The following is a 15,289-nucleotide window of genomic DNA, read 5'->3' as shown; positions in this document are numbered from 1 at the left end:
GGCGAAAAATACTACTTGAGTCATTTGGAGATGGCCGGATGCCTGAAATCATCGAAGTTGAATTTCATACCAAATATCTCAGTGACTTCCAAATGAGTCGCCTTGTACACGCGAGTCTCCGAAAATACACAGTACCCATTACGGCATTTATCAGCGATGCAGTGATCATCGAGGACAGATGCCTTGGCGTGTCCTTCGACCACTTTCCGCATGACGACGCGTACCGAATCGCCAATGGCGGAATCATTCGCACGGAAAAAGTTCGATCGGCTAGGAAAGAAGGACGGTTTTGGCTGCTCGAAACCCAAGCTGGTAATTACATCATCGCTAGCTTCAAGCGAGGCCTCGGCAGAGCGAGTTTTCTGAAGCTTCTCGAATCCGCCGACCATTTCTAAATGATGGTGAGACGTCCACTTTTTCATCTCGAGATAGGGCCTGGCACATGGCGTAAGAACGATGGTCAGTTGCTCGAGCAACAACCCACTTTGACGAGTTGCTCGACCAGGTGATCATGACTCGAAAACCGGTTTTCATCGAAGGGGAACGCAGGACTGCGGTGCTCATTTCAATGGTGGAATGGGAGTCGATTCAGGCCAAGCTTATACCTCGAGCTCCGTCAGACCTCTGAATAAGCACTTGCAAGGCCTCTTACAGTTTTAATCAGAAGCGCTTCGGGTTAGCCGTGCGGAGCGCTTCAAGCTGCCTCTATCCTGAGATGCTCATTTTGCCGTCGGACGGATTCACAGCTCGCCTTGACTCAGTAACCGTACTCGTTCAGCAGCCTCTGCAAAAACTCACGACGCCGTTGGACGATGCTTAAGACAAGATAGTCGCGCTCGGTATCTCTCGTCGACAAGTGTCCCGCGTCCACAAGACCATGAATGTAGCCTTCGGCTCGGCCTCTTGCTTCAAGCAACGCCTCTTTAGATGTGCTTTTGATGATGTCTTCAGCGATGAGCTGCCACCGCTTTTTCTGGTTGTGCCCAACAGGGTCGTCGGAAAATTTCGGTGCATTGATGAGGGTGTTGAAATCGGCATGTGCGTTAGGTGTGTTCAAAGCGAGCTCTCACAACAGATACGTCTGTGCCGGAGGCTATCATGCGCACACTTAATCGCCTGTTGCTGGCTGGCTTATCGGTTTCAATTTTCTGTAGGGGGGGGGCGCGACCACAAGACTAGGCGCTTACGCGAAAAAGCGATCGCCATAGCGCGACATGCACATCGGAATGCATTAGTGATTTAGCTCTCATTGCCTCGGCACGACACGAGTTTTCGCTATCGACGGAGACGATCGAGCAAGCGGTAAAACTGAATTATTCAAAATTATCGCTCAACCATAATTATTGCTGAGCCATAATTTTCTGCTTCTTCGTTTCATTCTCAGTTGTCACAAGCAGTGCCTTTTGCGATTACCGATTTGCAATATACTGTTTGCCACCTACCAAAAGAGATTCGTCATGTCCAAACTCGCAGAATACCGCCAACTCGAAAAACACCTAGCCGAGCAACTCCAGGCGCTGGAAGCCCTGAAGGGTGATGTTGGCTTGAAGCAAGAAATCGAATTTGAAACCAAGCTGCGCGCTCTACTCGCCGAGTACGGTTACAGCCTGCCGAACGTGATCAACTTGCTGGATCCTCAAGCTCGCCGTCGTGCTCCAGCCGTCGAGTCCAAAGCCGGCAGCCGCAAGCCGCGCCAGGTAAAGGTTTATAAGAACCCACACACCGGCGAAGTCGTCGAAACCAAAGGCGGCAATCACAAGACGCTGAAGGAGTGGAAAGGTAAGTACGGCTCCGCCACTGTTGAATCCTGGCTGACCAAGTGATTTTGGATTGAGTACAAAGGGCCCTGCGCAGACTGTGTGAAATCCTAGCAATCTGTCCGGCCCTTTAAGAGAATGCTCCGTATCGAAAGATACGGAGCATTTTTCGTTATGGCTTACATACAAGGAGAGTCCCGTAGCCAGACCAGCCTGTTCCCGGTCTCGCTGGAGGAACTGATCCCTGAAGATCACCTCGTACGGGTCATCGACCTGTATGTCGCCAAGCTCGATCTGGGCCAGCTCGGTTTTGAGAAAGCTCAGCCCAAGGCCACTGGGCGCCCTGCTTACGACCCCGCCGATCAACTCAAGCTCTATCTCTATGGCTATTTTCAGCGCATTCGCTCGTCGCGGCGCCTAGAAGCTGAGTGCCAACGCAACATCGAAGTGATGTGGTTGATCAACCGACTTAAACCCGACTTCAAGACCATCGCCGACTTTCGCAAGAACAACAAAGTAGCTTTCGTTACGACGTGCCGAGCTTTTGTGCAGCTCTGCCGATCCGTCGGCTTGATTGCGGGTGATCTGGTTGCGATCGACGGCAGTAAGTTTCAGGCAGTCGCTTCCTCGCGACGCCACCTGAATTTGAATCAGCTCAAGCGTCAGGAGGAGAAGCTGGATAAGCGGATTGCCCAATACCTGGCTGACCTGGATGCCGCTGATAAAGCAGAGGGCGAGCAAGTGGTCGATCGCACTGCGATCAAGGCGGCACTGGCGAAGCTTGAGGCCAAGCAGCAAGACAACCGTAGTTGCCAAGCTTTGATGAAGTCGATGGGGCTGGAGCAATTCAACACGCACGAAAGTGATGCCCGAATGATGCGCACGCCAAAGGGGGCGCGTGTTGCCTATAACGTGCAAACAGCCGTGGATGCAGAGCACTGTCTGATTTTGCACCATGAGGTGACGCAAGATGGCGACGACCGCAAACAGCTTGAACCCATAGCTAAAGCTACCAAGGCCGAACTGGGGCAGGATACGCTGACCGTGACAGCCGATATGGGCTACTCAAATGGCCAGCAATTTCAGGCGTGCGAGGAGGCCTCCATTACCGTGTACGTGCCGCCAAACCGCACTTCGAACCCAGGCGGAGAGACATTATTCGAGCGCCAGGACTTTACCTATGACGCTGAACAGGATCGATACCAGTGCCCGGCAGGTCAATGGCTAACCCTGAAGCAGCGTTACAAAGGCGACCGGATCTACCAGGCGGCAGTCAGCGACTGCGCTGGATGTGCGCTGAAAGCCCAATGTACAACGGCTCAGCGCCGCTATGTCTCACGTCACGCACAAGAGGAAGCCTTTGAGCGTATGGCACAGCGGATGCAACTGCATCCAGAGATGATGGAGCGACGCAGATCCATCGTGGAGCACCCGTTTGGCAATCTCAAACAATGGCTATTTGGGAACGGGCGGTTCTTGCTACGACAACTTGAAGGGACGAAAGCTGAAATGGCCCTGGCCGTGACCGCGTACAACTTCAAGCGGGCGATCAGTGTCCTGGGAGCCAAGAAAATGATGCAACTGATGGGCTGAAGAGCCTTTTTCAGCACAAAAACAAACGCCCCGAACAAGTCGGGGCGTTTGGTCTAAGGCCTGTCAGTGTGTTTTCACACAGTCTGTCAAGGGCCCTTTTTTATGCGGAGCAGTGCTTCACTGTCTCGCCTGATATCAAGGCGAAGATCGGTCACTACCGTGTCCTTGGGAGGTAGGCAGCCAAGTTGATTCCAGGAGCGAGGTTGATCGAGTTTGCAGGCAAAGGCCATGTGCCACAGATGGCAGACCCGATCAGTTTTAACAAAGTGTTGGTCGAAGAGCCGAACCGCAGTTAAGACAATGACGCGGGTGGAAGAAAAGCAAAACCCCGGAGGTTGGCCCTGCCGGGGGTTCTATGGTCTCCCTGTTTCCCTGATGGGAAGAGAACATCATGAAATGGTATCAAAGCGGTGCTTCTAGATCATGTCGATACGCGACACGTTACCGGGCTGTAGGACGGCGTCACGACATTAAAGGTTGATGATCGTGGTCGGTCGGCAGGGTGGCAGAGAGGGAGGTAAAGTTGGCCAAGTCAGCCATATCCCGGCGCCGATTGGGGCCGTATCGATTACTGTCTTTATTGCTTTCCGGGATTTCGTTCAATGCAACTGAGGTTTAGGCCCGCCGAGGGCTTGGCGTTGATACTCGTGAACAGCCGCGAACAACGCCTCCGCTTCGAGGCGCAGCTTCTCCACTTCCTTCACAGATTGCGTTTCTTGTGCCTCGTGGTAGCGGCGTAACGCCTGCACCGTAAGCTCCATCAATGGCTCGCCTGCCTTGATCCTGTCGACCAAGCACCGGCTTCCCCGCCTTCTCTATCCTTGCTCATCGAATCTCCCTGCTCCAATTCCATTGCCAGCGCAACATGGAATTCGACTACGAATCTTGTCTTAAGTCTGTCCTCACGGCACAGGTTTGAAGCCAGCTAGCTGTTACATTAGGTGCGACCGGCTGTAGTGGTTTTATAGATGCATCGCCCTTCAACGCTCCGCATTTGGGGAAGAAAATAAGTTTTCGGATCAGCATGATGCAAAACCTAAAGACGGACGCTGGCAAAGGTTGATTCGTCGCGGGCGTCGTTGAGCGTCGACAACGCCCTGGACAACGGTGACAGCACCAGGGTTTGCGGCAACGGAATCATCGCGACGTGTTTCGCGGTGTTGGAGCTAACGCGCTCGTCGCGTGGCGGAGTACCGAAGTATTCGCGGTAGCACTTGGAAAAGTGTGGTGTAGATACGAAGCCACAGATAGACGCCACTTCGATGATCGACATCGGCGTTTGCTTAAGCAGTTGCCGTGCGCGAACCAAGCGTAGTTTCAAGTAGTACCGCGATGGCGAGCAGTGCAGGTACTTCTGGAACAGGCGCTCGAGTTGACGGCGCGACACCGAAACGTAGACGGCCAGCTCATCCAGATCAATCGGTTCTTCCAGGTTGGCTTCCATCAGTGCGACGATTTCCTGCAGCTTCGGCTGGTTGGTGCCGAGCATGTGCTTGAGTGGCACGCGCTGATGATCTTGCTCGTTGCGGATGCGCTCGTAGACGAACATTTCCGAGATCGCCGCCGACAGTTCACGACCGTGATCGCGACTGATCAGGTGCAGCATCATGTCCAGCGGCGCGGTGCCGCCGGAGCTGGTGAAGCGGTTGCGGTCGAGGGTGAACAGGCGGGTGCTCATGTTCACTCGCGGGAAGGCTTCCTGCATGGCGGCCAGACATTCCCAGTGCACGCTGCAATCGAATCCATCAAGCAAGCCGGCGCTGGCCAATGCCCAACTGCCGGTGCACACCGCGCCGAGGCGCTTGGACTGACGCGCCTGGCTCTGCAGCCAAGTAATGTGCTCACGGGTAACGGTGCGTTGAATAGCGATGCCACCGCAAACGATCACAGTGTCCAGGGTCGGGGCCTTGTGCATAGCGGCGTCGGGGGTGATTTGCAGGCCGTCACTGGCCCACACCTGACCGCCATCTACGGTCAGGGTAGACCAGCGATACAGCTCACGACCCGATAGCTGGTTGGCCATGCGCAGCGGTTCGACCGCCGAGGCCAGGGAAATCAATGTGAAATTATCCAGCAGCAGAAAGCCTATGGATTGTGGAGTGCGGTTCTGGGGCTGGGCCCCGGAGTTGAGCGTCGTCATCGCGGTATCTCCTCACACAAAGCGAGTGGCGGCCCTAGGCGCGGGCTCTTTTTATTACCCATCCAGCAAATGGCGGGCTACTGGTATTGACCCAATTAGGCAGTGCTAGTGGCTACTTGGTGATTCTCTGGCTTTAGTCGAGCGGGATCTCCCAACCACACCATTAAGCATGTCCCAACCAAAAGTATTGCCGCCACTGCGAAGAAAGGCATCGAGTAGCTATGGGTGGCATCTTTGATTAGGCCAATCATGAAGGGGCTAGTAAATCCGCCGAGATTGCCGATTGATACAATCATTGCAAAGCCACCAGCAGCGGCGCGACCAGTGAGGAAGGTTGATGGGATTGCCCAGAACGTCGCTTGGAAGGAAAGGATGCTTGCGACAGTTAAACAGAGGCAGGCAATCTTCAAAATTGGATGCTCAATTAATGCCGCAGCGACAAGCCCCGCAGCAGCCATCGACAAAGCGCCCACAACATAAGGTAAGCGTAGTCGGCTTTGATTGGCCAAGCGAGCCCATAGAGTCATGGCAATCGCACCTAGCAGATAAGGTCAGGGTGTTGCCGCCGACGCCGAGTTGACCCAGGTGCTGACGCAAGATTTACCCGCCTCCGAATCTGCAAAGCCCAGCACACGCAATGGTTCGCGATGGATCAAGCTGAGTCAGTGACATCTCGGCAACGGGGTCGTAAGCGCCAAAAGTCCAGCACCAACACCGCCTCACCTAGCGTGTCCTCTACCTGCTTGTAATCATGCTGCAGGTTTTCCATCTCCCGCTCCATGCGCGCAACCGATGCAAGTGGCATCTGCCCATAGGCTGACCAATGGCTCTACGGTTTTTTCTGGTCTGTGTGCACCGAGACAGCGAGGAAGGGTTCCGGTGCAATTCGAGGATTGTTATGTCAATCCCGAGCAAGCGTCTGAATTTTTGGAGCAAGACTTTGGCGAGCACCTGCAGCCAGCCAAGTTCCTGTTGTAGGCATCAAGCTCGATAAAATGGAACATGCTGTCGCAGCCTGTCACCCAGCAGCGATGAGAGCAAAGCCATGTAGAAAGATGGCAGTAGGCCTTACCTGGTGCTCACAGGCCAACCTGAAGTCAAAGCGGACTCATCTACCTTCTTCCCACTATCGCCCGGGAGGCCGCCCACCGACGATCGGGGCTCTGAGGGATAGTTGACTGTCTGGCTCTACTCGTGTCGCAGATGCTTGAATCCCCCCATTCCCGGTGCCCTCCAGCCTTCCTCGCGCTTCCTGAAGCAGTCGACCAGATCAATGGTTCATTGATTGCCTATGCCTGTCTGTACAAGTATGTATTTACGCGTTAGAGTCGATCGGGCGTCTCGACACGTTTATCCGCGAATTGGGGTCTGTGCGTGTTCTGTGTAACGACACACGTGCCCCATAACTGTACTCGTGCGCCACAAGCGCTTCTGTTGGTTATTAGGAATAAAAACAATGAAAAAATCTATTTTGACCCTTTCAGTATTGGCTCTATGCGTGGCTACTGGCTCTGCCTTGGCCAAGGAGTACAAGGAGTTGCGCTTTGGTGTCGACCCCTCTTATGCGCCCTTCGAATCCAAGGCCGCTGACGGTAGCTTGGTGGGATTTGATATCGACCTGGGCAACGCGATTTGCGCGGAACTGAAGGTCAAGTGCAAGTGGGTAGAAAGCGATTTCGACGGCATGATCCCTGGCCTGAAGGCCAACAAATTCGACGGCGTAATTTCTGCCATGACCGTGACCTCATCGCGGGAAAAAGTCATCGATTTCTCCAACGAATTGTTTTCAGTGCCCACGTCGTTCGTGTTCAAGAAGGGCTCTGGCTTAAGCGAAGACATCACGACGCTGGCTGGCAAGACCGTGGGCTATGAGCAAGGCACCACCGAGGAGGCCTACGCCAAGGCCGTGCTGAATAAGGCCGGGGTGAAAACCCAGGCCTATGCTAACCAGGATCAGGTTTATGCTGACTTGGTGACTGGTCGCCTCGACGCCTCAATTCAGAACATGCTGCAAGCTGAAATGGGTTTCCTAAAGTCCCCGCAAGGCGCCGACTTTGAAGTCAGTAAGCCAGTCGAACACGAACTGCTGCCAGCGAAAACAGCGATGGGTCTTCTAAAAGGCAACGTCGAGCTCAAAGCCTTGGTGGACAACGGTATAAAGGCACTGCACGACGACGGAACCTACGCGGCTATCCAAAAGAAACACTTCGGTGATCAGAATATTTACAGCGGCAAATAACGACGCTGCGCCCATTCGCGGATGGGCGTTTTCCTGATTGACGAAGGGCTCCCCAATGTTAGAAAACATATTGCAGATGCTGGGGCTGTCAGGTTTCAGCCTCAAGGGCTTCGGCCCACTGTTGATGCAAGGCTCCTGGATGACTGTCAAGTTATCCTTCCTTTGCTTACTGCTAAGCGTGGTCTTGGGCCTCATCGGTGCCAGTGCCAAGCTATCAAAGTCACCACTGTTGCGCATCCCCGCGCATGCTTACACCACGCTGATTCGTGGAGTGCCGGATCTGGTTCTGATGCTGCTGATTTTCTACAGCCTGCAAACCTGGCTGACCAATCTGACCGCAGCTATGGGTTGGGATTACATTGAGATCAATCCATTCAGTGCCGGAGTGATAACCCTGGGCTTTATCTACGGGGCGTATTTCACCGAGACTTTCCGCGGAGCGATCCTCGCTGTGCCACGTGGCCAGATGGAAGCAGCCACTGCTTATGGCCTTACCCGTGCTCAGCGTTTCCGCTTCGTGCTATTCCCGCAGATGATGCGTTTTGCTTTACCGGGTATCGGTAATAACTGGATGGTCATCCTCAAGGCCACTGCGCTGGTCTCGATTATCGGACTGGCCGACCTGGTGAAAGTGGCTCAGGACGCCGGCAAGAGCTCATATCAACTGTTCTTTTTCCTGGTGCTGGCGGCGTTGATCTATCTGGTCATCACCACTGCATCGAACTACGTCTTGCGCCGGCTGGAAATACTCTACGCCGCAGGTACTCGGGAGGCCGTGCGATGATCGAACTACTGCAGGAGTACTGGAGGCCCTTCCTCTATAGCGACGGCTATTACATCACCGGGTTGGCGATGACCCTATGGCTGCTCAGTGCCTCGCTTTTCTTAGGCTTTTTGATGGCAGTTCCGCTGTCGGTTGCCAGAGTCTCAAGCAACGTATGGGTGCGCTGGCCGGTGCAGTTCTATACCTATCTGTTTCGCGGCACGCCCCTGTATATACAGCTTCTGATCTGCTACACCGGTATCTACAGTATCGCAGCGGTGCGTTCCCAGCCAATGCTCGACGCATTCTTCCGCGATGCATTGAACTGCACCATTCTTGCCTTCGCCCTAAGCACTTGCGCTTACACCACCGAGATCTTTGCCGGGGCGATCCGCAACATCAGTCACGGTGAAGTCGAAGCGGCCAAGGCCTTCGGACTGCGCGGCTGGAAGTTATATGCCTACATCATCATGCCGTCTGCACTGCGCCGCTCGCTGCCGAACTACAGCAACGAAGTAATACTGATGCTGCACTCTACCACCGTAGCGTTCACCGCCACTGTGCCGGACATCCTCAAGGTCGCCCGGGATGCTAACTCGGCTACGTTCCTGACTTTCCAGTCGTTCGGTATCGCCGCCGCGATTTACCTCGCTGTCACTTTCTCTCTGGTTGGCCTGTTCCGTCTGGCTGAACGCCGTTGGCTGTCTTTCCTCGGCCCGGCTCATTAATTCAGGATGTTTGAACATGTACAAATTGACCGTTGAAAATCTGCATAAAAGCTATGGCAATCACGAAGTGCTCAAGGGCGTTTCGCTTAATGCCAAGACGGGCGATGTGATCAGCCTGATCGGCGCCAGTGGATCAGGAAAGAGCACCTTCTTGCGTTGTATCAACTTTCTGGAGACGCCCAACGATGGTGCCATGGGCCTGGATAACCAGCCAATTCGTATGATTCATGACCGCCACGGCATGCATGTGGCCGACGCTGATGAACTACAGCGTCTGCGTACGCGCCTTGCGATGGTGTTTCAGCATTTTAACCTGTGGAGCCACATGACAGTGCTCGACAACATTACGATGGCCCCGCGCAGGGTATTGGGCGTCAGTAAGAAGGATGCGGAGGAGCGGGGCCGGCGTTACCTGGATAAGGTAGGTTTGCCGTCCCGCGTCGCCGATCAATACCCGGCCTTTCTCTCCGGCGGGCAGCAGCAGCGGGTTGCTATTGCTCGGGCTCTGTCTATGGAGCCGGAGATCATGTTGTTCGACGAGCCGACTTCGGCTTTGGATCCGGAGTTGGTGGGCGAGGTGCTTAAGGTTATCCAGGGTCTGGCAGAAGAAGGCCGAACAATGATCATGGTGACCCATGAGATGAGCTTCGCGCGCAAGGTGTCGAACCAGGTTTTGTTCCTCCATCAAGGGCTCGTGGAAGAACAGGGCTCCCCCGAAGACGTCCTGGGCAATCCCAAAAGCGAGCGCCTTCAGCAGTTCCTCAGTGGAAACTTGAAGTAACCGGAATGGATTCGAGCGACTGTTCGGTCGCTCAGATGCTCCTTCGCAAGCGCTCTGCCCACTCGGTCGTTCGTTTGCGGTGGGAGTAGGTCTCTGTCCAGTTTGACGAGGAAAGCCACGTGCCGAAGAAATCCCGGAATTTTCCTTCGCAGGTCAATCAGCTCTGTGATTCCCCTGGGCCGCTATATGCACAAGTCAAGCAGATGATCACCCAATTGATTTTGAGTGGCACCTGGTCGGCTCACGAACGTATACCTTCGGAAAGTGAACTGGCTCAGGAACTTGGATTGAGTCGCATGACTGTAGGTCGTGCTCTTAGTGAGCTCACCGCCGATGGTGTGTTGGTGCGCATGCAAGGGGTGGGGACTTTCGTAGCCGAGCGCAAAGGTCAATCAGCTTTATTTGCCGTCAATAACATTGCTGATGAGATCAACAAGCGTGACCATCGCCACCACTGCAAGGTGATTCTCCTATGCGAGGAGGGGGCTAGCGCTGAACACGCCTTGTCGCTGGAAATGCGCGAAGGGCAGCGCGTGTTTCATTCAGTGATCGTGCACTACGAGAATAATGTGGCGGTGCAATTGGAGGATCGCTACGTGAACGCGGCAGTGGCTCCGGATTATCTGCGTCAGAATTTCGTGGTGCAGACGCCCTATGCCTATCTTTCCAAAGTCGCCCCTCTGACTGAAGGTGAGCATGTGGTCGAGGCGATCCTGGCCGACGAGGAGGAGTGCAGACTGTTGCAGATCACACGTTATGAAGCGTGCTTGTTGATTCGTCGGCGGACTTGGTCTGGATATCAGTCTGTCACGTCTGCGCGCCTGATTTTACCGGGTTCACGGCACCGTCTGGAGGGGAAATTCGGTGCATAACTTGCGGCGAAGCCTTGGCGCTCACGAGCCGCGCGCGTCAATTGCATGCCAAAAACTGTGACAGCGCAGCACTATTGAGTTGATGAATCCCATCACTTCGCTGTCTTAACCACCTCTTCAAATAGCCTTGACCTTCATCTGCGATAGGCACAACCCCACTGGATGAGCGGGTCGCAAAAGACAAATTGCGGGCGAGTAAAATTTTGCTTGATTATGGTTGTATAGACATGATTATATTTATTTGCGACCTGTAGCGACAAACCAATAAATAGGCTGAGAAAGTCATTTCGAGAGGATTACCGGTGAGCAAGCCATCCCATTTCCGTAATGTCGAAATCCGCGCCGCGCGTGGTAACAAGCTGACCGCCAAAAGCTGGCTGACTGAAGCTCCACTGCGCATGTTGATGAACAACCTCGACCCGGAAGTGGCCGAGAATCCTAAAGAACTGGTTGTTTACGGTGGCATCGGTCGTGCGGCGCGTAACTGGGAGTGCTACGACAAGATCGTCGAGAGCCTGACCAACCTGAACGACGACGAGACCCTGTTGGTGCAATCCGGCAAGCCGGTCGGCGTATTCAAGACCCACAGCAACGCCCCGCGCGTACTGATCGCCAACTCCAACCTGGTACCGCACTGGGCGAGCTGGGAACACTTCAACGAACTCGACGCCAAAGGCCTGGCCATGTACGGCCAGATGACCGCCGGCAGCTGGATCTACATCGGCAGCCAGGGCATCGTTCAAGGCACGTACGAAACCTTCGTCGAAGCCGGTCGCCAACACTATAACGATAACCTCAAAGGGCGTTGGGTGTTGACCGCAGGCCTGGGCGGCATGGGTGGCGCTCAGCCTCTGGCCGCTACATTGGCAGGCGCTTGCTCACTGAACATTGAATGCCAGCAGGTCAGCATCGATTTTCGTCTGAACAGCCGCTACGTCGACGAGCAAGCTACCGACCTCGACGACGCGCTGGCCCGCATCACCAAATACACCAAGGAAGGTAAGGCGATTTCCATCGCGCTGCTGGGTAACGCGGCAGAGATTCTGCCGGAGTTGGTTAAGCGTGGCGTGCGCCCGGACATGGTCACCGACCAGACCAGCGCTCATGACCCACTCAACGGTTATTTGCCAGCCGGCTGGACTTGGGAGGAGTACCGCGCTCGCGCCAAGACCGAGCCTGCTGCCGTCGTCAAAGCTGCCAAGCAATCGATGGCCGTGCACGTTAAAGCGATGCTCGACTTCCAGAAACAAGGCATCCCAACCTTCGACTACGGCAACAACATCCGTCAGATGGCCCAGGAAGAAGGCGTGGAAAGCGCCTTCGACTTCCCAGGTTTCGTACCGGCCTACATCCGTCCGCTGTTCTGCCGTGGCATTGGCCCGTTCCGTTGGGCTGCACTGTCGGGCAGCGCCGAAGACATCTACAAGACTGACGCCAAGGTCAAGGAGTTGATCCCGGACGACGCCCACCTGCACAACTGGCTAGACATGGCGCGCGAGCGTATCAGCTTCCAGGGTCTGCCGGCGCGTATCTGCTGGGTCGGGCTGGGTCTGCGCGCCAAGCTCGGCCTTGCATTCAACGAAATGGTGCGTAGCGGTGAGTTGTCGGCGCCAATCGTCATCGGTCGCGACCACCTGGACTCCGGTTCTGTGGCCAGCCCGAACCGCGAAACCGAATCGATGCAAGACGGTTCCGATGCCGTGTCCGACTGGCCATTGCTCAACGCCCTGCTCAACACCGCGAGCGGCGCGACCTGGGTCTCCCTGCACCACGGCGGCGGTGTTGGCATGGGCTTCTCCCAGCACTCGGGCATGGTGATTGTTTGCGACGGTACCGATGAGGCGGCTGAACGCATTGCCCGTGTTCTACACAACGACCCGGCGACCGGTGTGATGCGTCACGCCGATGCGGGTTACCAGATCGCAATAGATTGCGCCAAAGAGCAAGGCTTGAACCTGCCAATGATCACCCCTGTTAAAGGAGCCAAAGCATGAACACACTCAACATTATCCCAGGCCAACTGAGCCTTGCCCAACTGCGTGATGTTTACCAGCATCCGGTGAAAATCACCCTCGACAACAGCGCTTCGACCCAGATTGAAGCTAGCGTTGCCTGCGTGGAGCAGATCCTCGCCGAGAACCGCACCGCCTACGGTATCAATACCGGTTTCGGCCTGCTGGCCTCGACCCGCATCGCTACCGACGACCTGGAAAACCTCCAGCGCTCGTTGGTTCTGTCCCACGCTGCCGGTGTTGGCGAGCCGATTAGCGATGCGCTAGTCCGACTGGTTATGGTTCTCAAGGTCAACAGCCTCAGCCGTGGTTTCTCCGGTATTCGCCGCGTCGTTATCGAAGCGCTGATCGCATTGATCAACGCCGAGGTTTATCCGCACATTCCATTGAAAGGTTCGGTCGGCGCATCCGGTGACCTGGCGCCTTTGGCGCACATGTCCCTAGTACTCCTGGGTGAAGGTAAAGCCCGCTACAAAGGCGAGTGGCTGGAGGCGACCGAGGCGCTGAAAATCGCCGGTCTGACTCCACTGACACTGGCTGCCAAAGAAGGTCTGGCATTGCTCAACGGCACGCAGGTGTCTACCGCATACGCATTGCGTGGTTTGTTCGAGGGCGAAGATCTGTTCGCTGGCGCACTGGCCATTGGTGGTTTGACTGTTGAAGCAGTCTTGGGCTCGCGCTCGCCGTTCGACGCTCGCATCCACGCCGCTCGCGGACAAAAAGGCCAGATCGACACCGCTAGCGCTTACCGTGACTTGCTAGGCGAGCGCAGTGAGGTCTCTGACTCGCACCAGAACTGCGGCAAGGTTCAGGATCCGTACTCCCTGCGTTGCCAACCGCAAGTCATGGGCGCGTGTCTGACCCAGTTCCGTCAAGCCGCAGAAGTGTTGGTCGTCGAAGCTAACGCCGTCTCCGACAATCCGTTGGTCTTCGCTGCCGAAGGCGATGTGATCTCCGGTGGTAACTTCCATGCCGAGCCTGTGGCCATGGCCGCAGACAACATGGCATTGGCCATCGCTGAAATCGGTTCCCTGAGCGAGCGTCGCATTTCGCTGATGATGGACAAGCATATGTCGCAACTGCCGCCGTTCCTGGTAGCTAATGGCGGCGTGAACTCCGGTTTCATGATCTCCCAAGTTACCGCAGCGGCGCTGGCCAGTGAGAACAAGGCACTGGCGCATCCACATTCGGTAGATAGCCTGCCGACTTCCGCAAATCAGGAAGACCACGTGTCCATGGCTCCAGCAGCCGGCAAGCGGTTGTGGGAGATGGCTGAGAACACCCGTGGCGTGCTCGCTGTGGAGTGGCTAGCTGCCTGCCAGGGCCTGGATTTGCGTGAAGGTCTGAAGACCTCGGCGAAGCTGGAGCTTGCTCGCACCAGTCTGCGCAGCAAAGTGGCCTACTACGAGAAAGATCGCTTCTTCGCGCCCGATATCAATGCGGCGAGCGAGCTGTTGGCTTCCCGATGCTTGAACGAACTGGTGTTGCCGAAGTTGCTGCCTAGCCTGTAATCGTGAGGGAGGGGTCTTTGGCCCCTGTCTCGGGTGGGTTGAGTTGGTTGAGTAATCTCGCTCATTGGCTTTATGCAGTTTTTTGCTCTACAGCTATGGCGACAGACAGTCGTTGTAGCTGTGGAGCTTTTTTGCGTTTGTAGTACATGAAAGCTCGCGAAGGTTGCCACCTGAGAATATGAGTCCCAAGGAGGTTCCCATGACTGCCACGCTTTCGCTGAAGTGGTGCATGCAGAATTCCCGCTCGCTTCACCGGAAAACCTTGTGCCGGATTGTTGGCAGTAAGATCGGAGTTTTCAGTATTAGATTCATCTGACTGCTTGCCGAGCCTCCATCCCAGTCAGCCCAGAGCAATGCGCACACTGTACCTACAAGCACAAGCCGGCCGCCTTGGCCCATCACACTAAGTGCACTTTTGACCTTGCCACTAATGGTCTCGCCTGCACGCTGAGCGACGATATCGATGACGCTTTTGGCTTTGTATTTACTATCGGCGTCGAGTGGCGCGAAGAGCTACTCCTGGCCGGGATGGACGAAGACATGTTGCCGATGCGGCGCACGATCATTCGGGTAGTGAGTATGATAAAACTTGATGTTAGCGTGCCCCCTAATGACGCCGATGCATACCATCAGCGGCACAATGGCTAGAAGCTTGCACCCGTCCCAACCTCCGCTAGGCGGCCTGTCAGGAATAGCTGTGAGAGCAGGGCGCCAGCCCGAATAATGAGAATTCGCGGATCGGACGCAGCATGAAGTAGCCGGTGAACAAGCAAAAAAATAGCAGGAAGCCTGAAGTCGCGGGGAGCAACTCCTGAGATTTGGCGTTGATGCCTTGGCTCAAACGAAGCTGCAGGAATGACGTGTTCATCCCAAGTCATGATGGTTCAATTCAT

Annotated in this window: 15 protein-coding genes and 1 pseudogene; 10 read left to right on the top strand and 6 right to left on the bottom strand. The window is 55.2% G+C overall.

The genetic code is table 11. From position 1 onward, the window contains the following. Positions 1-20: 20 nt before the first annotated feature. Positions 21-476, bottom strand: a complete 456-nt coding sequence (locus JUI81_RS12095; RefSeq protein ID WP_204124319.1) for a hypothetical protein — start codon at positions 474-476, stop codon at positions 21-23. Positions 477-757: 281 nt separating this feature from the next. Beyond that, entirely contained in the window at positions 758-1,057 is a 300-nt protein-coding gene (locus tag JUI81_RS12090) for a hypothetical protein (protein WP_180205530.1), read from the bottom strand. A 400-nt stretch (positions 1,058-1,457) separates the two neighbouring features. Here JUI81_RS12090 and JUI81_RS12085 point away from each other — a divergent pair, with 400 nt between their 5' ends. The 3 genes and pseudogenes from JUI81_RS12085 to JUI81_RS32045 form a co-directional block, all read left to right on the top strand. Then, positions 1,458-1,823: a histone-like nucleoid-structuring protein, MvaT/MvaU family gene (locus tag JUI81_RS12085; RefSeq protein ID WP_204124318.1), complete on the top strand. Its 366-nt coding sequence runs from the start codon at positions 1,458-1,460 to the stop codon at positions 1,821-1,823. A gap of 108 nt (positions 1,824-1,931) precedes the next feature. Continuing rightward, positions 1,932-3,350 carry an IS1182-like element ISPfl3 family transposase gene (locus JUI81_RS12080; protein WP_204124317.1) on the top strand — a complete coding sequence of 473 codons (1,419 nt, stop codon included), beginning with the start codon at positions 1,932-1,934 and terminating at the stop codon, positions 3,348-3,350. A 128-nt stretch (positions 3,351-3,478) separates the two neighbouring features. Then, positions 3,479-3,646: pseudogene (locus JUI81_RS32045) on the top strand (alpha/beta fold hydrolase); the annotation flags it as partial. 303 nt (positions 3,647-3,949) lie between these two features. On the opposite strand, the gene JUI81_RS12075 reads toward JUI81_RS32045, so the two are convergent. The 3 genes from JUI81_RS12075 to JUI81_RS12065 form a co-directional block, all read right to left on the bottom strand. After that, positions 3,950-4,144 carry a hypothetical protein gene (locus JUI81_RS12075; protein ID WP_204124474.1) on the bottom strand — a complete coding sequence of 65 codons (195 nt, stop codon included), beginning with the start codon at positions 4,142-4,144 and terminating at the stop codon, positions 3,950-3,952. Positions 4,145-4,386: 242 nt separating this feature from the next. After that, entirely contained in the window at positions 4,387-5,490 is a 1,104-nt protein-coding gene (locus JUI81_RS12070; RefSeq protein WP_204124316.1) for a GlxA family transcriptional regulator, read from the bottom strand. A gap of 95 nt (positions 5,491-5,585) precedes the next feature. Further along, on the bottom strand, positions 5,586-6,017 hold the full coding sequence (locus JUI81_RS12065; RefSeq protein WP_239077678.1) for an MFS transporter: 432 nt from the start codon (positions 6,015-6,017) through the stop codon (positions 5,586-5,588). A 929-nt stretch (positions 6,018-6,946) separates the two neighbouring features. Between JUI81_RS12065 and JUI81_RS12060 the strand changes: the two genes are divergently transcribed. From JUI81_RS12060 to hutH, 7 genes are all read left to right on the top strand, one after another. Beyond that, a complete protein-coding gene (locus JUI81_RS12060) occupies positions 6,947-7,729 on the top strand; it encodes a transporter substrate-binding domain-containing protein (protein WP_204124315.1) in 783 nt (260 codons plus the stop codon). 55 nt (positions 7,730-7,784) lie between these two features. Next, positions 7,785-8,513 (top strand): ABC transporter permease, encoded by a 729-nt coding sequence (locus tag JUI81_RS12055; RefSeq protein WP_204124314.1) that lies wholly within the window; start codon positions 7,785-7,787, stop codon positions 8,511-8,513. Beyond that, entirely contained in the window at positions 8,510-9,220 is a 711-nt protein-coding gene (locus JUI81_RS12050; RefSeq protein WP_204124313.1) for an ABC transporter permease, read from the top strand. The genes JUI81_RS12055 and JUI81_RS12050 overlap by 4 nt, the downstream gene beginning before the upstream one ends. 16 nt (positions 9,221-9,236) lie before the next feature. Further along, a complete protein-coding gene (locus JUI81_RS12045) occupies positions 9,237-10,001 on the top strand; it encodes an ABC transporter ATP-binding protein (RefSeq protein WP_204124312.1) in 765 nt (254 codons plus the stop codon). A gap of 119 nt (positions 10,002-10,120) precedes the next feature. Further along, positions 10,121-10,873: a histidine utilization repressor gene (hutC, locus tag JUI81_RS12040; RefSeq protein WP_204124311.1), complete on the top strand. Its 753-nt coding sequence runs from the start codon at positions 10,121-10,123 to the stop codon at positions 10,871-10,873. A 302-nt stretch (positions 10,874-11,175) separates the two neighbouring features. Continuing rightward, complete coding sequence (hutU, locus tag JUI81_RS12035; protein WP_204124310.1) at positions 11,176-12,867, top strand: urocanate hydratase; 1,692 nt, start codon at positions 11,176-11,178, stop codon at positions 12,865-12,867. After that, positions 12,864-14,396: a histidine ammonia-lyase gene (gene hutH, locus JUI81_RS12030; RefSeq protein ID WP_204124309.1), complete on the top strand. Its 1,533-nt coding sequence runs from the start codon at positions 12,864-12,866 to the stop codon at positions 14,394-14,396. Before hutU ends, hutH begins: the two co-directional genes overlap by 4 nt. Positions 14,397-15,081: 685 nt before the next feature. On the opposite strand, the gene JUI81_RS12025 is transcribed toward hutH, so the two are convergent. Next, on the bottom strand, positions 15,082-15,264 hold the full coding sequence (locus JUI81_RS12025; RefSeq protein ID WP_204124308.1) for a hypothetical protein: 183 nt from the start codon (positions 15,262-15,264) through the stop codon (positions 15,082-15,084). Positions 15,265-15,289 lie beyond the last annotated feature (25 nt).

Source organism: Pseudomonas sp. 008 (genome assembly GCF_016861935.1).
GTDB lineage: Bacteria > Pseudomonadota > Gammaproteobacteria > Pseudomonadales > Pseudomonadaceae > Aquipseudomonas.
Note: the sequence above shows the minus strand (reverse complement) of the source record. Positions and strands in the feature narration are given on the sequence as shown.